This window comes from Catellatospora sp. NPDC049609 (assembly GCF_040675365.1).
GTDB lineage: Bacteria > Actinomycetota > Actinomycetes > Mycobacteriales > Micromonosporaceae > Catellatospora.
The window spans coordinates 1-22,438 of the sequence record NZ_JBFAOU010000059.1; the positions used below are offsets into that span (position 1 = coordinate 1).

At 72.5% G+C, this 22,438-nt stretch carries 20 protein-coding genes, 2 tRNA genes and 1 pseudogene; 10 read left to right on the forward strand and 13 right to left on the reverse strand.

Annotated elements, in window-relative coordinates:
- Positions 1-899: L,D-transpeptidase family protein (locus tag AB0J67_RS18255; RefSeq protein ID WP_363483639.1), on the forward strand; the 899-nt coding region annotated here is incomplete at its 5' end.
- 223 nt (positions 900-1,122) lie between these two features.
- Here the strand turns inward: AB0J67_RS18255 and AB0J67_RS18260 are convergent.
- Both AB0J67_RS18260 and orn read right to left on the reverse strand, forming a co-directional pair.
- Positions 1,123-1,198, reverse strand: a tRNA-His gene (locus AB0J67_RS18260).
- 97 nt (positions 1,199-1,295) lie between these two features.
- On the reverse strand, positions 1,296-1,901 hold the full coding sequence (orn, locus tag AB0J67_RS18265) for an oligoribonuclease (RefSeq protein ID WP_363483737.1): 606 nt from the start codon (positions 1,899-1,901) through the stop codon (positions 1,296-1,298).
- Between the two features lie 105 nt (positions 1,902-2,006).
- Between orn and AB0J67_RS18270 the strand changes: the two genes are divergently transcribed.
- On the forward strand, positions 2,007-3,221 hold the full coding sequence (locus tag AB0J67_RS18270; RefSeq protein ID WP_363483642.1) for a glycosyltransferase family 87 protein: 1,215 nt from the start codon (positions 2,007-2,009) through the stop codon (positions 3,219-3,221).
- A gap of 138 nt (positions 3,222-3,359) precedes the next feature.
- Here the strand turns inward: AB0J67_RS18270 and AB0J67_RS18275 are convergent, their stop codons facing one another.
- The 4 genes from AB0J67_RS18275 to AB0J67_RS18290 all read right to left on the reverse strand — a co-directional run bounded on the left by AB0J67_RS18275 (position 3,360) and on the right by AB0J67_RS18290 (position 8,022).
- The gene (locus AB0J67_RS18275) at positions 3,360-4,589 is read right to left on the reverse strand and encodes a hypothetical protein (protein ID WP_363483645.1); all 1,230 of its coding nucleotides are present in this window, start codon (positions 4,587-4,589) and stop codon (positions 3,360-3,362) included.
- A 224-nt stretch (positions 4,590-4,813) separates the two neighbouring features.
- On the reverse strand, positions 4,814-5,518 hold the full coding sequence (locus AB0J67_RS18280) for a YcnI family protein (protein ID WP_363483740.1): 705 nt from the start codon (positions 5,516-5,518) through the stop codon (positions 4,814-4,816).
- A gap of 45 nt (positions 5,519-5,563) precedes the next feature.
- A complete protein-coding gene (locus AB0J67_RS18285) occupies positions 5,564-7,306 on the reverse strand; it encodes a copper resistance protein CopC (RefSeq protein WP_363483648.1) in 1,743 nt (580 codons plus the stop codon).
- A 65-nt stretch (positions 7,307-7,371) separates the two neighbouring features.
- Positions 7,372-8,022, reverse strand: a complete 651-nt coding sequence (locus AB0J67_RS18290) for a hypothetical protein (RefSeq protein WP_363483651.1) — start codon at positions 8,020-8,022, stop codon at positions 7,372-7,374.
- A 106-nt stretch (positions 8,023-8,128) separates the two neighbouring features.
- On the opposite strand from AB0J67_RS18290, the gene AB0J67_RS18295 reads away from it, so the two are divergent.
- The 4 genes from AB0J67_RS18295 (at position 8,129) to AB0J67_RS18310 (ending at position 11,223) form a co-directional block, all read left to right on the forward strand.
- Positions 8,129-8,692 (forward strand): sigma-70 family RNA polymerase sigma factor, encoded by a 564-nt coding sequence (locus AB0J67_RS18295; protein ID WP_363483654.1) that lies wholly within the window; start codon positions 8,129-8,131, stop codon positions 8,690-8,692.
- A 105-nt stretch (positions 8,693-8,797) separates the two neighbouring features.
- A complete protein-coding gene (locus AB0J67_RS18300; protein ID WP_363483657.1) occupies positions 8,798-9,352 on the forward strand; it encodes a MauE/DoxX family redox-associated membrane protein in 555 nt (184 codons plus the stop codon).
- A gap of 9 nt (positions 9,353-9,361) precedes the next feature.
- Positions 9,362-10,096 (forward strand): thioredoxin domain-containing protein, encoded by a 735-nt coding sequence (locus tag AB0J67_RS18305; protein WP_363483660.1) that lies wholly within the window; start codon positions 9,362-9,364, stop codon positions 10,094-10,096.
- 17 nt (positions 10,097-10,113) lie between these two features.
- Complete coding sequence (locus AB0J67_RS18310) at positions 10,114-11,223, forward strand: hypothetical protein (RefSeq protein WP_363483662.1); 1,110 nt, start codon at positions 10,114-10,116, stop codon at positions 11,221-11,223.
- Positions 11,224-11,327: 104 nt separating this feature from the next.
- Here the strand turns inward: AB0J67_RS18310 and AB0J67_RS18315 are convergent, their stop codons facing one another.
- The 4 genes and pseudogenes from AB0J67_RS18315 to AB0J67_RS18330 all read right to left on the reverse strand — a co-directional run.
- Positions 11,328-12,086: an ATP-binding cassette domain-containing protein gene (locus AB0J67_RS18315; RefSeq protein ID WP_363483665.1), complete on the reverse strand. Its 759-nt coding sequence runs from the start codon at positions 12,084-12,086 to the stop codon at positions 11,328-11,330.
- Complete coding sequence (gene cbiQ / locus AB0J67_RS18320) at positions 12,083-12,853, reverse strand: cobalt ECF transporter T component CbiQ (protein WP_363483668.1); 771 nt, start codon at positions 12,851-12,853, stop codon at positions 12,083-12,085. The genes AB0J67_RS18315 and cbiQ overlap by 4 nt, the downstream gene beginning before the upstream one ends.
- Positions 12,854-12,857: 4 nt before the next feature.
- Positions 12,858-13,292 carry a PDGLE domain-containing protein gene (locus AB0J67_RS18325; RefSeq protein WP_363483743.1) on the reverse strand — a complete coding sequence of 145 codons (435 nt, stop codon included), beginning with the start codon at positions 13,290-13,292 and terminating at the stop codon, positions 12,858-12,860.
- Positions 13,266-13,907 (reverse strand): annotated as a pseudogene (locus tag AB0J67_RS18330) (energy-coupling factor ABC transporter permease); the annotation flags it as partial. The pseudogene AB0J67_RS18330 and the gene AB0J67_RS18325, both read right to left, overlap by 27 nt.
- Positions 13,908-14,087: 180 nt before the next feature.
- Between AB0J67_RS18330 and bcp the strand changes: the two are divergent.
- Entirely contained in the window at positions 14,088-14,564 is a 477-nt protein-coding gene (gene bcp, locus AB0J67_RS18335) for a thioredoxin-dependent thiol peroxidase (protein WP_363483671.1), read from the forward strand.
- A 73-nt stretch (positions 14,565-14,637) separates the two neighbouring features.
- A tRNA-Leu gene (locus AB0J67_RS18340) sits at positions 14,638-14,710 on the forward strand.
- A gap of 1 nt (position 14,711) precedes the next feature.
- Here AB0J67_RS18340 and AB0J67_RS18345 read toward each other — a convergent pair.
- Positions 14,712-16,820: a hypothetical protein gene (locus tag AB0J67_RS18345; RefSeq protein WP_363483674.1), complete on the reverse strand. Its 2,109-nt coding sequence runs from the start codon at positions 16,818-16,820 to the stop codon at positions 14,712-14,714.
- A gap of 5 nt (positions 16,821-16,825) precedes the next feature.
- The gene (locus AB0J67_RS18350; RefSeq protein ID WP_363483677.1) at positions 16,826-17,314 is read right to left on the reverse strand and encodes a hypothetical protein; all 489 of its coding nucleotides are present in this window, start codon (positions 17,312-17,314) and stop codon (positions 16,826-16,828) included.
- Between the two features lie 542 nt (positions 17,315-17,856).
- Here AB0J67_RS18350 and AB0J67_RS18355 point away from each other — a divergent pair.
- A complete protein-coding gene (locus tag AB0J67_RS18355; protein WP_363483746.1) occupies positions 17,857-20,943 on the forward strand; it encodes a M14 family zinc carboxypeptidase in 3,087 nt (1,028 codons plus the stop codon).
- A gap of 99 nt (positions 20,944-21,042) precedes the next feature.
- Complete coding sequence (locus tag AB0J67_RS18360; protein ID WP_363483680.1) at positions 21,043-21,558, forward strand: GNAT family N-acetyltransferase; 516 nt, start codon at positions 21,043-21,045, stop codon at positions 21,556-21,558.
- Here AB0J67_RS18360 and AB0J67_RS18365 read toward each other — a convergent pair.
- Positions 21,551-22,366 carry an MOSC N-terminal beta barrel domain-containing protein gene (locus tag AB0J67_RS18365; RefSeq protein ID WP_363483683.1) on the reverse strand — a complete coding sequence of 272 codons (816 nt, stop codon included), beginning with the start codon at positions 22,364-22,366 and terminating at the stop codon, positions 21,551-21,553. The two genes, AB0J67_RS18360 and AB0J67_RS18365, sit on opposite strands and share 8 nt — an antisense overlap.
- Positions 22,367-22,438 lie beyond the last annotated feature (72 nt).

The following is a 22,438-nucleotide window of genomic DNA, read 5'->3' on the forward strand; positions in this document are numbered from 1 at the left end:
CGACCATGGCCAAGCCGGCCGCCGGCAAGCAGATCGGCGTGAGCAGCTTCCTGGCCGACAACGCCGTGATCGGCGTCGGCATGGTGCTGCTGTTCCGCACCGGCCGGGCCATCCCGAAGGCGCAGCGGGCCGCGTTCCAGCGCCGGCTGATGGTGAGCACCGAGCCGTTCCAGGAAGGCATCTGGACCTGGTACAGCGCCACCGAGCTGCACTGGCGCCCGAAGACCTTCTGGAAGGCCGGCACGAAGATCTTCGTGCACGTGCGGGCCGGCGGCCTGCCGCTGGGCGGCGGGTACTACGGCCGCCGGGACTCGACGCTGGTGTGCAGCGTGGGTCCGGACATCCAGCTGAAGGTCAACGACAAGACCCACCAGATGACGGTGCTCAAGGACGGCAAGTCGGTCAAGACGATCCCGGTCAGCCTGGGCCGGGCGAGCATGCCCTCGTCCAGCGGCACGATGATCATCATCGAGAAGAAGCGGAAGACCGTCTTCGACACGATGGACGACCCGAACCCGGCCAACCGCTACCGCACGAACATCGACTACGCGCAGCGGATGACCTGGGGCGGCGAGTTCATCCACGCCGCGCCGTGGTCGGTGCAGCACCAGGGCAAGCGCAACGTGTCGCACGGCTGCGTGAACGTGTCCATGGCCAACGCGGCCTGGCTGTTCAACAACACGCTGGTCGGTACGCCGATCACCACCACGGGCACGCCGCGGAAGCTGGAGTACGGCAACGGCTGGACCGACTGGGACAAGCCGTGGGAGGAGTACGTGAAGGGCAGCGCCATTCCGTACCAGCCCCCGGCCGACCCCACCCCGGACCCGTCCACGGCCCCGTCGACCGGCCCGTCCGACGCGCCGTCGGCCAACCCCTCGGTCACCCCGGCGGCGTGACCCGCCCGCGCCGCGGACGGCTCCACGCCGTCCTGGCCGGCGGCCGGCGCCCGCCCCGCCATCGTTGATCGCTGTTTCGGGTCAGAACCGGCAGTCTGACCACAGGTTCTGACCCGAAACAGCGATCATGCCCCAACCCGCAAACCCCGCCCGCCAACGACCGCGCGCCGGGGACCCCACGACGCGAAGAAGCCCCGACGGATACCCGTCGGGGCTTCTCTACTGGGGTGATCGACGGGACTCGAACCCGCGACCCCCGGGACCACAACCCGGTGCTCTACCAGCTGAGCTACGACCACCATTGCACGCCGCTGACCGTGCGGCCGCGGCGACTGACCAATGATAGCCATACCCCCGGGGCCCGCGTCGAGCGGGTATCGCTGTGTCCCGCGCGACTCAGGGCAGCAGCGTCGCGGCGGCGATGCGCTTGGCCTCGTCGACGTCCGGGCCGGGCTGCGGCACGAAGATCGCCTCGCGGTAGTAGCGCAGCTCGCGGATGCTCTCGCGGATGTCGGCCAGGGCGCGGTGGGCCAGGCCCTTCTCCGGCTGGCCGAAGTACACGCGCGGGTACCAGCGCCGGCACAGCTCCTTGACCGACGACACGTCGATCATGCGGTAGTGCAGGTGGGTGTCCAGGCGCGGCATGTCCCGGACGATGAAGCCGCGGTCGGTGGCGATCGAGTTGCCACACAGCGGCGCGGTGCGCGGCTCGGTGACGTACTTGGTGACGTACTCCAGCACCATGTCCTCGGCCTGCTCGACGGTCACCGTGGAGCGGCGGACCGCCTCGGTGAGGCCGGATTTCTCGTGCATCTGCTTCACCACGTCGACCATGCCGTCGAGCAGCGGGTCGGGGCAGTGGATGACCACGTCCACCCCGTCGCCCAGGACGTTCAGCTCGGCATCGGTGACCAGGGCCGCGACCTCGATGAGGGCGTCGCTGCCCAGATTCAGGCCGGTCATCTCACAGTCGATCCATACCAGATGGTCGGCGCTACGCAGATCTCCCACCGGCACAGCGTACGCCGTATGGGCGCACTGTCAGTGCCGCCACCGTCGCCCGGTCCTCGCACCGCGCGGCGCGGCGCGCCGGTTAGGGTGGCGTCCATGTCTGTGGTCCGTGCCCGCCTGTCCCCGACGCGGGTGCTCATCGTGCTCGCCGTGCTCGCCGCCTGCGCGTTCGGCTTCTGGCGGCTGCGGGTGGAGCACGACTTCTTCGACCTGCAGATCTACATGTCCGCGGTGCGGTGGTGGGGCGACGGGCACGACCTGTACGACTACGCCCAGCCGGACCGGGTGCAGGGCGCGCTGTACTTCACGTACCCGCCGTTCGCGGCGCTGCTGCTGTTCCCGTTCGGGCTGCTGCCGCTGTGCGTGACGCAGGCGCTGTTCACCGTGGGCACCGTCGCGGCGGTGGTGGTGACGACGTACTGGCTGCTCGCGCCGCTGGCCCGGCGGCAGGGCTGGGAGGTCTGGTACGCGGTGGCGGTGGCGGTGCCGCTGGTGCTGCTGATCGAGCCGCTGCGGGAGACCATCACCTTCGGCCAGATCAACATGCTGCTGGTCCTGCTGATCATGATGGATCTGCTGGTGCTCGGGCCGCGCGGCTCGAAGTGGACCGGCGTCGGCATCGGGGTGGCCACGGCTCTCAAGCTGATCCCCGGCCTGTTCATCGTGTACCTGCTGGTCACCCGGAAGTGGCGGGCCGCGCTCACCGCGATGGCCGCGGCCGCGGGCGTGACGCTGCTGGCGGCCGCGATCGCGCCGCGCGCCTCGTGGGACTTCTGGACCGGCGCCCTGTGGGACACCGCCCGGGTGGGCCGGCTGGACTACACCGGCAACCAGTCGCTGCAGGGCCTGCTGGCCCGCCTGGTCGCCCCGGAGCAGCCCGCCAAGTGGGTATGGCTGCTGCTCGCGCTCGCCGTGCTGGCGTTCGGCATGTGGCGGGCGGCGCGGGCGGGGCTGGCCGGCGACCCGGTCGCCGGGATGGCGCTGACCGGCCTGCTGTCCGGCCTGATCAGCCCGATCACCTGGACGCACCACCTGTACTGGTTCGTGCCCGCGATCGTGGCGCTGGTCGCGGCGGCGGTGGGGAGTGCGGGCGGCCGCCGCTGGGGCTGGCTCGCGTTCGCCGCCGGGGTGTACGCCGTCTGTGTGCGCGGCGTGTTGTCGCTCGTCGACTGGGGCGTCGAGGCGGTGCCGACGGATACGCCGGAACTGTTCCTGGCCCGCAACGCCTTCGTGTTGCTCAGCCTGGTGCTGGTGGTGTTCCTGCCCGTGCGTCCTGGACCATGGGATTATCGCACGTCAACGACCGTTTAGCCAGTCTTGTCCGTTCTGGCGGTTTTCCTTACAGTAGAGGGCAGGGACACCGTCTCCCCCGGGACGGCCCCCAAGGTGAACAACACCGTTCCCCCGGTGTGAGCGGCCCGCACGCCAGCGCGGGCCGCTCGTCTTGTGTCAACGGACCGCGCGGACCCGCTCCAGTCGCAGCGTGCAGGCCGGCCGGTCGGCGAAGCCGCGCAGGAACTCCCCGGGCAGCACCTCCCGCACCGGCTGGGTCGTCGGCAGCGCCCCCCGCAGCGGCGGCCAGGGCAGGTCCGGCGCGGGCACGCTCCGCATCCCCGGCACCCCGACCGTGCGCGCCACGGTCACCGTCTCGGCGTGGCCGGGCCCGTCGAGGGGTTCGAACCAGCTCCGCGGCGCCCGCTGCGCCGACGGCGCGGGCCAGGCCACGGTGTCCTCCAGCGACGCGTCCACGGCGGGGCCGGTGTACGGCGCGCCTGCCCAGGGCGCGTCGGGCTGGGCGCGTACCGGCTCGGCGGCCGCCGGGACGCGCTGCTCCGGCGGGACGGGAGACCCCGTGACCGGCGGCCGCCCCGGTGCGGCGGCGTCCGGGGACAGGACGGCCGCCGTGCCGTCACCGTCGGTGTCCGCGGGCAGGGCCACCAGGGTGCCGTCGTCGGCGGGGTCCAGCAGCGAGGTCAGGTCGCCGTCGTCGACCGGCTCCGGGTCCGCGTCGCGGGGCCGGCCGGGCCAGGCCAGCGTCACGAACGCCACCACCAGCAGCACCGTGCCGAGGATCAGCAGGCCCCACAGCGCCGAGCCGAGCCAGTCCGCGTCGAGCGCCACGTCCAGGCTGACATCGTCGCTGGGCAGGCGCGGCCCGGCGGTCGGCGTGTCCCGCAGCACCACCACCAGCGCCAGGTGGCGGCCCCGGTCCAGCTCCGGGGCCCAGGACAGGCTGCCCAGGCCCTCGCGCAGCCAGAAGTCCTGCGCCAGCGGGTCGGCCGGGTCCCGGCCGGGCGCGTCCATCCGGTTGGTACGCAGCACCAGCGGCCCCGGCCCGACGCGCGTCTGCGCGACCTCGGTGTAGCGGATCCCGGCCAGGTACGCGGCGACCTCGTCGGGCGCGGCGACGCCGACGAACGCGGGTGTGTTGCCGGAGCTCGCCGACAGCCGCAGCTCGACCCCGCCCACCCGGGCGTACGGCACGTCGCGGCGCAGCAGCGCGTCGATGTCCGACACGACCAGCACCCGCTCCGGGTCGGCCAGCGGGGCGACCGCCGCGTGGAACGCGCCGTCGGGGCTGTCGTGCCCGGTCAGCCAGGCCGCCGCGATGCCCGCGGCCAGCGCCGGCAGCGCCAGGATCAGGGCCAGCAGGCCGACGAGCACTCGCGCAGCACGCATCGCGTGTCCTCCCGATGGGGGCGGCGCCCGCACCGTGGCGGGCTCGTCCGCGCGCCGGATCGTCGGCGCGGTCCACCCGGCACAACGCGACCGCCCCCCACCGGGATGCGGCCCCGCTCGCCGCCCCCGCCGATCGGGCCCGGAGTAAGAAAGGGCACCTTCTTAACGGACGTCCGTTAAGAAGGTGCCCTTCCTTACCGCGCCGGTGGGTGCGCTCGGTGCTGTCAGGCGGCCGGGGGTGCCTGCCTTCGGGTACGCGCCAGCGCGACGCCGGCCAGGATCAGCGCCAGCACGCCCGCGACCAGGCCCGCGATGCCGGCCCAGTCGTTGCCGCCGCCGTTGTTCTCGCCGACCGCCACGGTGGTGTCGCTGGTCGCCGGGGTGGCCTCGGCGCCCGCGGCGGCGGGCAGCAGCTTCAGCACCGGCGCCGGGTTCTCCAGCTCGGCGCCGTCGTTGACCGGCTCCTCGATCCAGCGCACCACGGCGCCGTCGGAGTAGGTCTGCAGCGCCTTGAAGACCATCTGGTCCACCTTGGGCAGCGGGCCCAGCGACACCGGGAACTCCTGGAACTGCCCCGGCTTGACCGCCGCGTCCGCGCTGGTCGCGGTCCAGGTCAGGGTCGCGACGACCTCGTTGACCGGGGTGCCGTGCACCTCGACCGGGGTCGCCAGCTTCCGCTTGGTGACGGCGACCGTCCAGCCGGGCACCGGCTGCGTGGACACCGACGCGACCGGCGCGTTCTCCGGCAGGTGGATCTCCACCTTGGTGGTGCTCGCGTCGTCGGACTCGTTCGGCACCCGGAACGCCACGCGGGCGTAGCTGCCCTGCACGGCCTCCTTCGGGCTGACCGTGACGTGGGCCGCGGCGGGCACGGCCACGGCCAGCAGGCCGAGCACCGTCGCCGCGACCACACCGAGTCGGCGCGTCATCTTCATGTCTGGGGACCTTTCGTACGGCTCAGCGGGTGCCGAGCGCTATGAGATCGGCACCGTCGCGGTGACCGAAGCCTGATCGATCTCGGAGACGCGAAGGGTGAACTGCAGCTGCCAGTCGCCCGGCGTGGGCAGGGTGACCTGGCCGCTGGCGTGGTTGTCGGTGAGCTTGAGCATCGGGAACGAGATCTTCTCGATGCCGGCCGAGGGCAGCGCCGCGGTGGCCTTCCACTCCACCACCGGCAGCGGCGAGCCGTCGGCCTTGTACGCGTACAGGTGCACGGCGTTGTCCCCGCGCTCGGCCGGATCGACCTCGACCTGCAGCGTGTAGAGCGGGCTGGTGAGCGTGGTCGAGTAGATGACCGGCTGGGCGGGCAGCGCGGCGGTCTCCTGCGCGGTGCGCGCCGGGGTGGTCTGGGTGAGCGCGCCGGTGACCGCCAGCACCACCGCCGCGATGGCCACCTCGACCGTGACGATGCGCCGCAGCGGCCGGGGGTTGTCGGCGGCCCCGTTGTTGGTCCACCGCCGGGCGAAGAACGCCGCCAGCAGCACCAGCCCGACGAGCACCGTCTTGGCGATGAGGAGCTGCCCATACGTCGTGTCGACCAGCGCCTGCGGGGTGCCGATCTGGATCAGGGCGGACACCACGCCGGCCAGCAGCACCGTGGAGACGGCCAGCGCCGCCCAGCGCGACCAGATCGGCAGGATCGCGCCGAGCTCGCGGCTGTCCGCCTGGCGCAGCAGGTACGCCATGAGCATGACCAGGCCGCCGAGCCACACCGCGGCGCCGGCCAGGTGCAGCGCGTCGACCACGACGGAGACGGCGGGCACCGGCGAGGCAGCCGGGTGCCCGGCCAGCGGCCAGGTCAGCGCGGCGCCCGCGGCGACGAGCAGGAGCAGCACCCGGTCGACGATCCCGTCGCGCCCGGCCAGCAGCGGGCGCACCAGGAACGCGGCGACGCCGAGCAGCGCCAGCCGCACCAGCAGCACGATGCCGTACTGGCTGCCCAGCACGTCGGCGAGGTCGCCGCCGGTGACCCCGGTCAGGCTCGTGCCGGTGGTGTACGGGGCCTGCAGGTAGAGCCCGGCCAGCGTGGCGAACACGACGAGCCCGAACCCGGTCCACATCAGCCTGCGCGGCCCGCGCTGGCTCAGCCGGGCCGGCCACAGCAGCGCCAGCACCAGCACCGGACCGACCAGCAGGACCAGGCCCGCGTACCCGATGACCTTGGCGACGGCGATCAGGTTGCGGATGGTGTCGTCGACCTTCTCCTCCGGCAGCTCGGCCGGGGTCTGCGACGAGGCGCCCACGGAGAAGGTGAAGCCGCCGGGGACCGGGTGGCTGTCCGCCGAGATCACCCGGTAGCTGACCAGGTACGTCCCGCGGCGCGCGTCCTCGCGCAGCCCGATCTTGAGCACGTTGCCGTCGACCGTCGGGGTGCCCCGGTCGGCGCGCTCGCCGTCCGGCCCGACGATGCGGATCTTGTCCGCGACCGGGGAGACCGGCTCGCTGAACGTGAGCGTGACCTGCCGCGGCGCCTCGGGCACCACCGAGCCGGCGGGCGGGCTGGTGCGCAGCAGCGCCGCGTGCGCGTACGCCGGGCTCGCGGGCAGCAGCGTCAGCGCGAGGAACCCGAGCACCGCCAGCAGCGCCCGCCACGGCGTCCGGGTGCCCGGCCGGCGGGCAGCGCGGGCGGGGGTGTCCTGGCGGCTCGTGTCGTGACGGCTCGCCGGGCCGGCGGGGAGTCCGTGCGGCGTGCGACAACTTCTGGGTTGTCGCGACAACCCAGAAGTTGTCGGGCGCGCGGAGGAGTGCGCCGGGGCGGGGTGAGGGGTGGCAGTCATGTGACTCACGGGGCGACCGTAACCGCAGTCCGGGGTTCGCGGGAGAGCCCGGTCGTGCGGCTCAGCGCCCACAGCAGCCCGGCCTGGACGAACGCGGCGGCGTGCCCGATCTCGTGCGCCAGCGCGGTCATCCCGTCGGCGACGTCGAACACGCTCGTCACCGCCAGGCACGCGGCGAGCACGAAGGCGACCGGCACGAAGGCGCGGGCCCGGTCGGGCCGCCACGCGGCCAGCGCGAACCCGACCGCGAGCGCGATGTCGAACGAGGCCGCCTCCCGGCCGGTGTGCAGCCCGCCCTCGCCGCCCAGCAGCACCGGCAGCGCGAGCAGCACCTGCACCACGGCGGTCACGCCGAGCGCGACCCGCAGGATCTGCCGGTGCCCGTCGGCCTGCCGCCGGCCGGCCAGCGCCGCCGCGTCCCGCTCGGCGGCGACCGCGGCCAGGATCGGCGCGGTCAGGTCGGGCACCTCCATGGCCTGCACGCGTACCGCCCGGTTGACCTGCTCGGCGGCCCGCAGCCAGGCCCGGCAGTCCGGGCAGCCGGCCAGGTGGCCGTCGAGCGCCCCGGGCGCCCGGCCGGTCTCGGCCGCCCACGCCCGCACCTCGCCGTCCAGCCGCGCCGACAGGCCTTCGCGCACCTCGTCGCAGTTCGTCATGGGCGGGTAGTCGGCGCGCACCCCGTTCCGGTTCCCGGCCGTGTCCCGTGACACGCGCGACGTCGCCGCCCGGAGTGAGCCCGACCGGCGGTTAGGCTTGCTCCCCGTGCCCCCCGTGCCAGCCGACGAGCCGCTCCCGATCGCCGATCCGGCGACCGAGTGGGCGCTGGCCGCGCGCACGGGGGACCCGCTGGCGCAGGCGGCGTTCGTCCGGTCCACCCAGGCGGAGGTGTGGCGCTTCGTCGCGGCGCTCGTCGACCCGGGCACCGCGGACGATCTCACCCAGGAGACGTACCTGCGGGCGTTCCGGGCGCTCCCCGCGTTCGAGGGGCGCTCGACGGTGCGCACCTGGCTGCTCGGCATCGCCCGCCGCACCTGCGCCGACCACCTGCGTACGGTGGTAAGGCAGCGTGCGCTGGGCACCCGCCTGGCCACGCAGGCGCTGACGGCCGGGCACCACCCGGACCCGGCGGGCCAGATCGGGGCGGCGCAGCTGCTCGACCGGCTCTCGCCGGAGCGCCGCGAGGCGTTCGTGCTGACCCAGCTGCTGGGCCTGTCGTACGAGCAGGCCGCGGCGGTGCAGGAGGTGCCGGTCGGCACGATCCGGTCCCGGGTCGCGCGTGCCCGCGCCGAACTGGTGGCCGACGTCGTTAGCGCCTTAGCCGCCTGAGGGCGCACACACGGGGGCAAGGAGGAGTTTCATGGGCGAGCGCAACGAGCGGATCATGCGGCTCGGTCGGGTTCACGCCGGTGACGAGCGCGGCGAGGTGTCGGCATGACCTGGCACAGGGCGCAGCCTTGGGTGAGTCTGGCGTGCCGGCTGGGCCTCGCGGGCATCTTCATCGTCGCGGGCGCGCTCAAGGTCACCGACCTGGCCTCCTCCGGCCGCGCCGTCAACGCGTACCAGATCATGCCGTACGACCTGGCCATGGTCGTCGGTGCGGCGCAGCCGTTCGTGGAGATCGTGGTCGGTCTGCTGCTGCTGTTCGGCCTGGCCACCCGCCTGGCCGCCTGGGCGAGCGCGGTGATGATGGTCGCCTTCATCGCCGGCATCGCCTCGGCCTGGTCCCGCGGGCTGAACATCGACTGCGGCTGTTTCAGCAAGGGCGGCCCCCTGCCACCCGGGGTGACGCCGAACTACCTCCCGGACATCATCCGGGACGTGGCCTTCCTCGCGATGGCCATCTTTTTGATCATCTACCCGGTCAGCCGTTTCTCCCTCGACGCACGACTGGACCGACCGTCCCCCGCCCTGGAGGACGACGTGCTGGAGGAAGAGAACAGTGACGAACCGAGCGAGCAGGCCGTACGCCGCCGCGAGCGCCTCTGAGGCGACGGCATGAGCAGCAGGAAAGACCAGAACGCGGCTGCGCGGATGGTGCGCGAGCAGATCGCCAAGGAGCAGCGCCGCAAGCGCACCATGTGGATCTCGATCGCCGCGGTGTCCGCGCTGGTCATCGCCGGCCTGATCGGCTGGGCCATCTACGCCGGCGGCAAGACCACGGAGTACACCGCGCCCAAGGGCGCCAACAGCGCGGGCAACGGCATCGTCAGCGGCAGCGGGCCGGTCGTCGTCGACGAGTACGTCGACTACCTCTGCCCGCACTGCAAGACCTTCCACGACGAGGCCGCCGCCTCGCTCCAGCAGCTCGTCAACGATGGCAAGATCACGCTGGTGACCCACCCGGTGGCGTATCTCGACGGCGCCTCGACCAACCGGTACTCCACCCGCGCGTCGGCCGCCGCCGGGTGCGCCGCCGAGTTCGGCAAGTTCACCGAGTTCTCCAACGTGCTGTTCGAGAACCAGCCCGCCGAGGGCGGGGCCGGGCCCAGCGACGAGGACCTCATCGTGTTCGGCCGCCAGGCCGGCCTCGGCGAGGACTTCGCCCAGTGCGTACAGGACAAGCGCTTCATCAACTGGACCAACCACGTCAGCGAGGAGGCCGGCCGGGCCGGCGTCAGCGGCACGCCGACCGTCCTGGTCAACGGCAAGGCGACCCAGGCGAGCTCGACCGCGATCGCGACCGCCGTCGCCGCCGCGGCCGGCGCCGCCCCCTCGGCCAGCACGAGCTGATCTGCGGAGCAGGAGAGATGACACCCCTCATCGCACGGCGCGTGAGCGCGGTCCTCGGGACCGCGCTCACGCTGCTTCTCGCCGTCGCCACCCCGGCCTCGGCCCACGGCGCCGACGCCCCCGACGCGACCAACTACCACACCGTCATCACCGCCGCCCCCGACCTGCCCGGCCTCGAAGTGATCACCATCGAGGCGGGCGCCCGGCTGCAGCTGACCAACCACACCGGCAAGCCGGTCGAGGTGCTGGGCTACCAGAACGAGCCCTACCTGGAGGTACGCCCCGACGGGGTGTACGAGAACATCCACTCCCCCGCCACGTACCTCAACATCACCATCGCGCACGTGGACCCGCCCGCGCACGCCGACCCGACCGTCGCGCCGGAGTGGCGCAAGGTCAGCGACGAGCCGGTGTACCGCTGGCACGACCAGCGCGCGATCTGGACCGAGCCGAGCCCGCCCGCCGAGGTCGCCGCCGCGCCCGACCAGCCCCGCCGGATCCGCGACTGGACCGTGCCCATGCGCACCGAGGTCACCCCGCTGCAGGTCACCGGAGTGCTCGACTGGGTGCCGCCGCCGGACCCGGTGCGCTGGTGGCTCGGCGCCGTCGCCGCGGCCGCCGTGGTGGCCCTGCTCGGCCTGGTCCCCGGCCGCCCCCGCGCGATCACCGTGCTGCTGTCGGCCGCCGCGCTCGCCGCGGGCGTGCTCGCGCTCGGCTACGCGGCCGGGCGCGAGATCGACGCGGGCAACCACACCGTCGGGCCGATCCTGCTCGAGCTGGTCACCGTGCAGCTGTGGTCCGTGGTCAGCGCCCTGGCCGCGATCGCCGCCGCCGCGTACTCGCTGACCCGCCGCGCCGCCGGCGACTTCGCGCTGGCCCTGGGCGCCGCCGCGGTCGGCCTGTTCTCCGGGATGGTCAACGCGGCGGTCTTCCACCGCACCATCGCCCCGATCCCGTGGGGCGACACGGCCGCCCGGATCATGACCGCCACGGTGATCGCACTCGGCGTCGGCGTCGCCGCGGCCGGCATGCTCCGCCTACGCGGCACCACCTCCGGCGTCCCCACCCAGCGCCCACCCGCCGACGCCACCACCCAACCCCACCCGGCAGCCGACCACCCCGCGTGACCCGTTGCCTCGTTTGCCATTGACGTTGGCCTATCTGGATGACAAAAACCAGATCATCGTCATCCAGATAGGCCAACGTCTATAAAAAAACCGGGACGGGCGGGTCAGGCGACCGGGACGGCGAAGCCGTACGGGAGTTCCAGGCGGTGCCGGGCCAGCAGGTCGGCGTCGGCGAGCAGCTCGCGGGTCGGGCCGTCGGCCACGATCCGGCCCTCGTCGAGGATCACCGAGCGCGGGCACAGCTGCAGCGCGTACGGCAGGTCGTGCGTCACCATCAGCAGCGTCACGTCCAGCCCGAGCACGATCTCGGCCAGCTCCCGCCGCGCCTGCGGGTCCAGGTTGGACGACGGCTCGTCCATGACCAGCAGGTCGGGCCGCATCGCGAGCACGGTGGCGACCGCGACCCGGCGGCGCTGCCCCAGCGACAGGTGATGCGGCGCGCGCTCCTTGACGTCGCTCATCCCCACCGCGGCCAGCGCCTCGTCGACCCGCCGTCCCAGCTCGGCCCCGCGCAGGCCCAGGTTCGCGGGGCCGAACGCCACGTCCTCGGCGACGGTGGGCAGGAAGAGCTGGTCGTCGGGGTCCTGGAAGACCAGGCCGACCCGGCGGCGGATCTCGGCGAGCCCGGCCCGGTCGCGCGGGTCGACGGTGCGGTCGCCGACGCTGACGGTGCCGCCGGAGCCGGTCAGCCCGGCGTTCGGCAGGATGCCGTTGAGGTGCAGCACGAGCGTGGTCTTGCCGGCCCCGTTCGGCCCGAGCAGCGCGACCCGCTCGCCGGGCTCGACGCGCAGGCTGACGCCGTGCAGCGCCTGGTGGCCGTCGGGGTACGTGTAGCGGACGTCGTCGAGCAGCAGCGCGGTCATAGGGTAGACCTTCCCACCAGCAGGATGGCGGCGGCGAGCACGGGCACCGCGGCACCGGCGGCCCACTGCCGGGCGGTGGCCAGGCTGCCCTCGTGCAGCGCGGCGGGCAGGCGCCCGGTGTACCCGCGCGAGCGCATGGCCAGGAACACCCGCTCACCGCGTTCGAAGGCGCGCAGGAACAGCGTGCCTAGCCCGGCGGCGAAGCCCGTGAGCTGCCACAGGAAGCGGGGGTCGTCGAGGCGCGACAGCCGGGCGATGCGCATGCGCCGGGCCTCGTCGGCGAGCACGTCGAGGTAGCGCAGCATGAACAGGGCGATCTGGGTGATCGCCTGCGGGGTGCGCAGCCGGTCCAGCCCGATCAGCACGTCCCGGGCGGGCGTGGTGGCCGCCAGCAGCAGCGCGATCAGCACGCCGAGGGTGCCCTTGACCAGGATGTTCCACCCGGCCCAGAGGCCCTCGACGGCGACGGACAGGCCGAGCACGGTGGTGGTCGGCCCGGCCGCGAAGAACGGCAGCAGCGCGGCGGTGGCCACGAACGGCAGCTCGATGAGGCTGCGCCGGGCCAGCCAGCCGGCCGGGACGCGGGCCAGCACCGCGAGCACGGCCACGATCAGGGCGTACGCCCCGAAGGCGGGCAGCAGCTCGCGCGGCGTCGCCACCACCACGATCGTGAACAGCACCGAGGCGGCGATCTTCACCTCGGGTGCGAGGTGGTGCACGGGCGAGTGCCCGTGCACGTACATCGGGTGGGTGTGGCCCGCGCCCATCGGACTACTTCTCCGCCGGCACGGCGTCCGGGGCCTGCTGCGGCGCGGCCGCGGCGGCGCGGCGACGGCGGGCGGCCCAGAAGATCGCCAGTCCGACGGCGAAGGTCAGCGCGACGCCGATGAGCCCGGCCAGGCCGGTCGCGCCGTCGAGGCCGGTGATGCCGTAGTCGGCGAGGATCGACCCGCCGAGCTCGTGGTCCTGCGCCTGCTGCGCGATGCAGCTGCCACCGGTGATCACGCCGTCGGCGTCGACGGTGCAGCCGGTCAGCGTGGTCGCGTCGAGCCCGTCCGGCTCGCCGGAGGCGAGGTAGCTGACGCCGCCGGCCAGCACCGCGGCGACCGCCAGGCCGCCGAGCACGAACGTGCGGGTGGGCAGGCCGCCGGTGGCGGGCTGGTCGAGGCGGTTGCCGTGCAACGCGTACACCAGGTCGGGGCGCACCTTCGCCACCGTGGTGACGGTGACCGCCGCGATGAGGCCCTCGCCGACGCCGATCAGCGCGTGCACCCCGGCCATGGTCGCCGAGATCTCGCCGTACCCGATGGTCAGCGGGACGTCGCCGCCGAGAAGGAACTGGAGCACGAAGCCCTGCGAGGCCAGCACGACGGACAGCACCGAGGCGAAGAAGACGGCCAGGCCGACGCCGGCCGCGGTGCGCGGGAGCAGCTTCATCAGCGCGACCAGCACCAGGTAGCCGACGGCCGTGCCGAGCAGCGCCATGTTCGAGATGTTCAGGCCCAGCGCGCTCACCCCGCCGTCGGCGAAGATCAGCGCCTGCACGATCAGCACCACGGAGACGCAGAGGGCGCCGACCCACGGGCCGACCAGCGCCGCGGCGAGGGCGCCGCCGAGCAGGTGGCCGCTGACGCCGGGCAGCACCGGGAAGTTGAGCATCTGCACGGCGAAGATGAAGGCCGCCACCAGGCCGGCCATCGGGGCGAGCCGCTCGTTGAGGTCCTGCCGCGCCTTGGCCAGGCAGAACGCGAGCAGGACGACGGCGACCACGCCGTAGGCGAGCGACACCGGCCCGCCGATGATGCCGTTCGAGATGTGCATCGCGATGTTCACTCAGCCAGCCTAGGGTTGTTGCAAACTACTTGCAATAAGCCCTCCCCGGCGTTCATCGACCGACTTGCCCGGCACCTGGGCGTACGCGGGCGCAAGACACGCCCGTGTGCCAGGCAAGTCGGGTGACCTCGGGCGGGCGGCGCGGGGCGCGTGGATAGGGTGTTCGGTGTGACGGAGAACGTACGACTCGCGCCTGGGGACACCGCCCCCGACTTCACCCTGCCCACCGCCGACGGCGGCACGCTGAGCCTGGCGGACCTGCGCGGCAGGAAGGTCATCCTGTACGCGTACCCGGCCGCGATGACCCCTGGCTGCACCACCCAGGCCTGCGATTTCCGCGACTCGCTCGCCTCGCTGACCGCCAAGGGGTACGCGGTGATCGGCATCTCCCCCGACGCCCCGGCGAAGCTCGCCAAGTTCGTCGAGCGCGACGCGATCACCTTCCCGCTCGTCAGCGACCAGGACAAGGCCGTGCTCACCGCGTACGGCGCGTTCGGCGAGAAGAAGAACTACGGCAAGGTCGTGCAGGGCGTGATCCGGTCCACCTTCGTCATCGACGAGAAGGGGCAGGTCGAGCACGCCTTCTACAACGTCAAGGCCACCGGCCACGTCGCCAAGCTGCGCCGGGACCTCAAGCTCGACTGACCCCGCGGCACCGGCCCCTGGATCGCGGCCGCCGCCGCTGATGAGCAACAATGTGGCAGCAACTGATGCTCCTGGGGCCGTAGCCCAACGGCAGAGGCACGCGGTTTAGGTCCGCGCCAGTGCGGGTTCGAATCCCGCCGGCCCTACTCACCCCCGCTCCGGCGGCTCATCCCCGGTCCCACGGCCGGTGGCGGCCGGTTCGCCGGCCTCCGGACCGTCCGGCACCACGGGATCGACTCCGGGCCGGCCGTCGCGGAGCAGATGCGCCGTGCGGCGGCCCACCAGGACGACGAGCAGCAGGTCACCGGCCTTGGCCAGCGCCATGCCCAGCGCGGTGATCGCGTTCTTCAGCCCGTACTGCAGATCGCGGTAGGACTGCGTGCGGAAGCCCGTGTAGAAGCCGGCGAAGACCAGCCAGGGCACGACCCCGAACAGCGGGCGCAGGTCGAAGCGGTACATCGCTCCCGCCAGCAGGATCGCGACGACCGCGACCACGACCGCACGCCATGCGGTCGCCGGCACGAAGGCCGGCTTCGTCGCCCCGTCGACAGGCGACCTCCGCGCGGTCCGCCGGGCGAGCAGCAGCCCGGCCGCGCCCGCCGACAGGATCAGGCAGGTCCACCCCAACCGCGGATCGGTCAGCGGCAGCGCCGTCCCTCCGGTGGCCATGAGCAGACTCAACGGCCCGGCCGGCAGCAACGCGGCGACCGCCGCGAGATTCCACGGGGTCACCAGGCGGCCGCGGTCCTCCAGCATCTTGTCGACGCCGCAGGTCGCGTGTGCGGCATCATGCCGGCCCTCGGCGACCGGCCGGCCGAGATACGGCAGCAGCGCCGCGATGTGCGGCTTCTGCCGCAGCAGGGGGGCGTACTGCAGCTCGGGTCCGGCCGGCCGGCAGAAGCTGGTCGCCTCCAGCGCCCAGGTCATCGTCACGAACATGATCCCGAAGGCGCCGAAGGGCACCGCGACGAGCCAGACCCGCACGTCGTCGAGCGCGAATCCGAGCAGCCGGCAGGCCACGGCCACGCGCAGCACGTACCCGAGGCCGATCATCACCCACAGCGCCACGACGACCGGGGTGGTGACCTCGGCGCGGGCCGCCGCGGGGCGTCCGCGCAGGAACTCGTAGAGCAGCGCGATGCCGAAGACGGCGGCGGTGAACCAGGCCACCGCGACGGTCTGCCCGAGCCAGGCACCCAGCCCGAACGCGAGCGCGACCCGGACCAGCAGCACGCTCCACGACCAGGCCACGGAGCGGCGCAGCTCCTGCTTCGTCCGGCCGGGCAGCCGCAGCCGCCCGGCGGCCGCCGGGTGCGCCACGTCGTCGGCCAGGCCGACGATGTCGTTCCACTGGTAGCGCGCCGGGTAGACCAGCCATTCCAGCACGAACCAGAGAAGTACGGCGGTGAGCAGCGGCGGACGGTCCGGCTGCGCGACGCCCGCCGCCAGCAGCAGGCCGAACACGACCGGCACGATGATCCACTTGATCCAGTCCTGGGGGCGCGGCACCAGCAGGTAGGACCACAACCGGCGGCCCGTACGCGACTCGCGCCGCTGGCGGGGGATGAGGCGGCGATCCGGGTGGTCGGCGTACTTCTCGACCATCTTCAGGAACATCGACTTGCCGGCGACCGTGGTGGCGAACACCTCCACGCTGAAAAGCACCGCGAACAGTCCGTAAAAGAAGATCATGCCGACCCGGTACGGCCACGGGACAAGCAGGGCGACGTAGAGCGCGAGCCCGCCGTAGACCAGCACCACGCAGATGTAGAGCAGCAGCGACAGCAGCCGGTAGCCCAGCCTGCCCCGGCGTAGGCTCACCAGGTCAGACATGATCCCGATGTAGCTGGCGGGCGGGATCCCCGGCAGTTCCTGCAGCCGGCCGGGTGCGTGGCGTTGCAGCTCGGTCTCGATCGCCCGCATGTAGTAGGAGCGCAGGGTCGCGGTGATGCCGATCATCTGCATGAACGCCAGCGCGGCCAGCGTCGGCAGCGGCGCCGCCGCCAGCAGCAAGGGCTTCACATTCACGCAGTCGGTGGGCTCCGCCTCGCCAAGCGGGAGGTCGACCAAAGGGCACGCCTGGCTGACGACGGCCACCAGGGCCGTGGCGAGGCCGACCGCCACACCGATCATCGCGGCCATGGTGGCGATGTGGGTGCGCTCGTCTTCGCGGGCCATCTCGTAGTCACTGATCAGCACCGCGAGCCGGGCCTGATCAGCGACGTTCTCGGTGGTGCCTACCATCACACGGGCCACGGTCATCAATGTGGCACACGGCGGAAAGCTAGGACACCCACCGGGACACCCAGTACATGTTGGATGCTCGGCCACCACGGGCGCCGCCCGGCAGGCCGGTACTGGACGAACGGGGCGGACAGCAGCCACGCGAGCAGGCCGTCGGTCAGCACCTGGTCGCCGATCACCACGAGCGGGCGCGGCAGGTCGCGGTAGGCGCGGCGGCGCCACGGCTTGCCCGCGCCCGGCACGGCGCGGACCGCGGGCCCGGTGGCGCGGTCGGGCAGGGCCAGCGCGCGGGTGGAGTTCGACGCGTAGACCAGCGCCTCCACCCCGCCGATCCCGGCTATCGCGTCGGCGACCTCGGCCGCGCGGCGCTGCCAGGCGTCGTCGTCCTGCTCCCAGCGCACCACGAACGGCTCGACGTCGAGGATCAGGGTGCGCGGCCGGGCCGCGGCCACGATCGCGAGCACCTGCGCGGGGGTCTCCGCGTGCCGGCGCCACGGCCGGCGCATCAACGACCAGTCAGGTGCGCGGCGGCGACGCGTTTCGGGACGCACATCCGCCAGGCGTCGGTGACCAGCTCGCGCAGCTCGTCCTCGTCCAGCGCGGCCAGGTGCGCCTGCACCCAGTGGTAGCGCAGGTCGGACTCGCGGGGCAGGAAGAACTTCGCCGGCTCGGCCGCGACCAGCCCGTCGGGGCCTCCTTGGGGTAGCCGAACCCCAGCACCGTCTCGTCGGCGGACAGCGCCGCGAAGACGATCCGCCCCACGCGGAACTTCACCCGGTCGCGCACCAGTGCCTCGTATGCCCGGGGCAGTGCCAGCGCGACCTGCCGCACCTGCTCGACCGTGGCCATCGCGCCTCCCCCGCTCCCGGCCGGACCCGCCTTAGCCTGGGCCCGGCGCCCTGTCCACCAGTCTGCCCCTCACCGGTGACATTCCATTCGGGCGCTGTCCGCAACACCCTAAGTCTATTGACACATTTAATGATGTTCAGAAAGGCTCGGGGCGCGAGTCCTTCGACACCCAGGAGGGGCAGTGGGGAAACTTCGAGTCATGGCGGTGTGCCTCGGCATGGTCGGCGCGATCGCGCTGGTCGCGCCGGCGAGCGCGAGACCCGCCGGCGACGGTGAGCGGGCCAGGAACCCGCTCGACGTGTACGTGGGAGTGATCGAACAGAGTCAGGTGGAGGAGTTCCGCGGGATCGGACTCGACCACGAGGATGTGCGGACCGCGCCCGCCGGAGCCGGCAAGGTCCGGGTCGAGGCGGTGCTGTCCGAGGTGGAGGCGTCTCGGCTGGCGAGCCGCGGCGTGACGCTGTCGGTGAAGATGATCAAGGGCCAGAAGGCCTCGGACGCGCTGCGCAAGCAGGCGCTGGCCGGCAACACCGTGTACCGGTCGTACAGCGAGGCCGGCGGCCTGCGCGAGGAGCTGGAGAAGATCGCCGCGGACAACCCGTCGATCACCAAGCTGCTCACCATCGGGCACACCACCCAGGGCAAGCCGATCAAGGGCATCAAGCTGACCCGCTCGGCGCGCCTGCTGCCCGACGGCCTGCGCCCGGCGGTGGTCTACATCGGCGCCCAGCACGCCCGCGAGTGGATCACGCCGGAGATGGTGCGCCGGCTGCTGCACCACTACATCGACGGGTACGGCAGCAACCCTGAGCTGACGAACCTGGTCAACACGCGGGAGATGTACTTCTTCCCGGTGGTGAACCCGGACGGCTACGACTTCACCTTCACCGCGGACAACCGGCTGTGGCGCAAGAACCTGCGCGACAACAACGGTGACGGCACCATCGCGCCCGGCGACGGCGTGGACCCGAACCGCAACTACGCCACCAAGTGGGGGTACGACAACGAGGGCTCCTCGCCCGACCCCGCCAGCGAGACGTACCGCGGCCCGGGCCCGAACTCGGAGCCGGAGAGCAAGGCGCTGGACGGGTTCTTCAAGAAGGTGCGCCCGGAGTTCTTCGTGAACTACCACTCGGCCGCGGAGCTGCTGCTCTACGGCGCGGGCTGGCAGGTCAGCACGCCGACACCGGATGACGTCATCTACACGACGCTGGCCGGCGACGACGCGAACTCGGCGATCCCCGGCTACGACCCGGACATCTCGGCGGAGCTCTACACCACCAACGGCGACACCGACACGCACATGACCGCCAAGTACGGCACGCTCGGCTTCACCCCCGAGATGACCACGTGCGAGACGGTGTCCAACTCGATCCCCGACGACGAGTGGGTCGCCGAGGACTGCGCCAGCGGGTTCAACTTCCCGGACGACGAGGAGCTGATCCAGGCCGAGTTCGCCAAGAACATCCCGTTCGCGCTGTCGCTGGCGAAGTCCGCGGCGCAGCCGGACAACCCGGTCTCGGTGCTGGGCCACACCTCGCCGCACTTCGTGGTGGACGCCTTCGACGTGTCGTACGGCCGCACCCAGCCGGTCGCCGCGATCATCCGGCGCTCGCTGAAGAACGTGAAGGTGCACTGGAAGGTCAACGGCGGCAGCGTGAAGTCCGGCTCCGTGAAGGAGTGGCAGGGCGGCGAGCGCTACGGCGACGAGAACGACGACTACTACGCCGAGTACCGCGGCAAGGTGACCGGCACCAAGGCCGGTGACCAGGTCGAGGTGTGGTTCAGCGGGTTCTCGGTGACGCCGGGCCGGTTCGGCGCGGTGACCAGTGACCACTTCACCTACCGGGTGCACGACGACATCGGCGGCAAGGTGCTCATCCTGGCCGCGGAGGACGTCACGGGCGTCAGCCCGGCGCAGGGCGTGACCTCGGCGAAGTACGCCGCGGACTACGCCGCCTCGCTGAGCGCGGCCGGCTACTCCAGCGACGTGTACGACTTCGACACCCAGGGCCGCAAGGCGCCGCACCACCTGGGCGTGCTGTCGCACTACAAGGCGATCGTCTGGGAGACCGGCGACGACATCATCCTGCGGGCCAACGGCCAGCCCGGCGGCACCACCGCCAAGGCGGCGCTGGACATCGAGCTGTCCGTGCGCGACTACCTCAACGAGGGCGGCAAGCTGCTGCTCACGGGCCAGAACGCGCTGTTCGCGCAGTCGGCGGACGGGTCGTACTTCTACCACCCGGACGTGCCGGCCGCGCCGGAGTGCACCGTGCGGGAGTACCCGTGCCTGCCGGTGCTGAACGACTTCCTGCAGTACTACCTGGGCGCGTACAACTACGTCAGCGGCGGCGGCTCCGACCCGGACGGCGCGCCGTTCCCGGTGGGCGGCTCGGCGGGCTCGTTCAACGGGTTCGCGGGCACGCTGAACGGGGCCGGCTCGGCCGGGAACCAGACGCACACCGCGTCGTTCCTGACCACGTCCAGCTTCCTGCCGCCGGCGCAGTTCCCGCAGTTCGCCAGCTCCGCACCGGGTGACTGGCTGCGGCCGGGCGCGGCGCCGTTCGACCCCCGCACCGGCGACTGGTACCTCTACAGCGACCGGTCGGACCAGTCGTTCAAGCGGCTGTCGCGCACCGTCGACCTGAGCTCGGCCACCTCCGGTGAGCTGCGCTTCTGGTCGTCGTTCGACACCGAGCCGAACTGGGACTTCTTCGTCGTGGAGGCGCGCCCGGCCGGCACGGACACCTGGACGACGCTAGCCGACAAGGACGGGCACACCACGCAGGAGACCGGTGACAGCTGCGCCTCGGGCTGGGTCGACATCCACCCCGCCGTGGCGCACTACCAGGGCGCGGACTGCTCGCCGACCGGCACCACGGGCGCCTGGCACGCACTGACCGGCCCCTCCGGGGGCTGGACGGAGCTGGCCTACGACCTGACGCCGTACGCGGGCCAGCAGGTCGAGGTGTCGATCTCGTACCTGTCCGACTGGGGCACCCAGGGCCTGGGCGTGTTCCTCGACGACGTGTCGGTCAGCGCGAACGGCGCGGTCGTCACGCAGACCTCGTTCGAGGACGGGCTGGGCGGCTGGACCGTCGGCACCGCGGCGGGCTCGCCGAGCCCCAGCAACAACTGGGTACGCAGCCAGCAGGCGTTCGAGGAGGGGTCGATCGTGACCACCCGGGACACGGTCTTCACCGGCTTCGGCGCCGAGGGCCTCACCCCGGCGCAGCGCGACGACCTGGTCAAGCGCTCGCTGAGGCACCTGCTCGGGCACTGAGCTGAGCACGGTCTGAGTTAGGAAGGGCACCTTCTTATACGCATAGCGTTAAGAAGGTGCCCTTCCTTTCGGGGTCGGGGGCGGGCCTAGGATCGGACCATGCGGTTTGAGCTGGACCCGGAGCTGACGCCGGAGCTGCGGGAGCAGATCGTCGGGCTGTGGACCGACGTGTCCAACGCGGGCGGGGCGGTGGGCTTCACCGGGCAGGTGAGCCGGGAGCAGGTCGAGCCGGTGGCGCGGCGGACGTTCGAGGGCATCGACGCGGGGATCGACCGGCTGCTCGTCGGGTACGACGAGGACGGTGTCGCGGCGGCGATGGCGATCCTGGTGAGCAGGCGGTTCGCGCTGTCGGCGCACTGGCGCACGGTCGGGCGGGTGATGGTGCACCCGCGGCGGCAGGGCCGGGGTGAGGGCGCGGCGCTGATGCGCGAGGCCGAGCGGGTCGGCCGGGGGCTGGGCCTGGAGGGCCTGCACATCACGGTGCGCGGCGGGCTCGGGCTGGAGCGGTTCTACGCGCCGCTGGGCTACAAGGAGGTCGGGCGGCTGCCCGGCGCGCTGCGGATGGCGCCCGGCGACGACCGCGACGAGATCGTGATGTGGCTCGACCTCAGCTGAGCTGGACCGGGTCGCCGACCCTGATCTCGCCGACCGTGTGCGGCACGAGGTTCACGCCGAACAGCAGCTTCTGGTTCACGTTGCGGTAGCGGGCCAGGCTGCGCAGCGGCTCGTGGCCGCGCTCGCCGGTCTCCTGGTCGGTGGTGGTGACCACGCACCGGCCGCACGCGCTCGGCACCCGGAAGACGACGTCGCCGATGCGCAGCCGCCGCCCGATGAACCCGTCCTCGGCGAACGGCACGGTGCCCTCGATCACCACGTTGGGGCGGAACCTGGCCATCGGCAGCGGGCCCTCGTCGGAGCCGCCCTCGAAGATCCAGTCGTTGAGCCGGTCCAGCGAGGCGGTGTTGGCCAGCAGCAGGGGGTAGCCGTCGGCGTACGAGACGCGGTCGGTCGGCAGGTTGAGCTCGGGCTCGGGCACGGGGCGGCGGGTGGCCGGGTCGTCCATCCAGACCAGGCGCACGTCGCGGCCGAGCTCCTTGCTGAGCAGCGCGTCGGCGGCGGGACCGGCCGCGGTGGCCGGCAGCGGCCGGCCCCACAGCGTGGACAGCACCGCCGGGTCGGGCTCGGGCTGCTCGACCAGCAGCGGCGCGGTGTCGGGGAAGGACAGCTGCAGCCCGTTCCCGACCGGCAGCACGCGCAGCAGCGCCAGCCGGGCCACCTCGCGCTGGGTGACCTCCTTGCCGTCCGGATCGATGATCATCCAGCGGCGGTCACCGGCCAGCCCCCACGGCTCGACGGTCGCCGACCGGTGGTCCAGCCTGCGGCAGCCCTTGACCGGGTACGTGTGCAGCGCAGCGACTCGCATGACGTGAAACTACCAGCGCGCGTGGGCGCCAGGCAGCCCCGACGCCCGGCGCCCGGCGGCACCGGAAGCGCC

Coding starts and splice junctions, on each gene's coding strand:
- AB0J67_RS18270 (WP_363483642.1), top strand. CDS start 2,007: ATGTCTGTGGTCCGTGCCCGCCTGTCCCCGACGCGGGTGCTCATCGTG.
- AB0J67_RS18275 (WP_363483645.1), bottom strand. CDS start 4,589: ATGCGTGCTGCGCGAGTGCTCGTCGGCCTGCTGGCCCTGATCCTGGCG.
- AB0J67_RS18280 (WP_363483740.1), bottom strand. CDS start 5,518: ATGACGCGCCGACTCGGTGTGGTCGCGGCGACGGTGCTCGGCCTGCTG.
- AB0J67_RS18290 (WP_363483651.1), bottom strand. CDS start 8,022: ATGACGAACTGCGACGAGGTGCGCGAAGGCCTGTCGGCGCGGCTGGAC.
- AB0J67_RS18300 (WP_363483657.1), top strand. CDS start 8,798: ATGACCTGGCACAGGGCGCAGCCTTGGGTGAGTCTGGCGTGCCGGCTG.
- AB0J67_RS18305 (WP_363483660.1), top strand. CDS start 9,362: ATGAGCAGCAGGAAAGACCAGAACGCGGCTGCGCGGATGGTGCGCGAG.
- AB0J67_RS18310 (WP_363483662.1), top strand. CDS start 10,114: ATGACACCCCTCATCGCACGGCGCGTGAGCGCGGTCCTCGGGACCGCG.
- AB0J67_RS18315 (WP_363483665.1), bottom strand. CDS start 12,086: ATGACCGCGCTGCTGCTCGACGACGTCCGCTACACGTACCCCGACGGC.
- cbiQ (WP_363483668.1), bottom strand. CDS start 12,853: ATGGGCGCGGGCCACACCCACCCGATGTACGTGCACGGGCACTCGCCC.
- AB0J67_RS18350 (WP_363483677.1), bottom strand. CDS start 17,314: ATGCGCCGGCCGTGGCGCCGGCACGCGGAGACCCCCGCGCAGGTGCTC.
- AB0J67_RS18355 (WP_363483746.1), top strand. CDS start 17,857: ATGGCGGTGTGCCTCGGCATGGTCGGCGCGATCGCGCTGGTCGCGCCG.
- AB0J67_RS18360 (WP_363483680.1), top strand. CDS start 21,043: ATGCGGTTTGAGCTGGACCCGGAGCTGACGCCGGAGCTGCGGGAGCAG.
- AB0J67_RS18365 (WP_363483683.1), bottom strand. CDS start 22,366: ATGCGAGTCGCTGCGCTGCACACGTACCCGGTCAAGGGCTGCCGCAGG.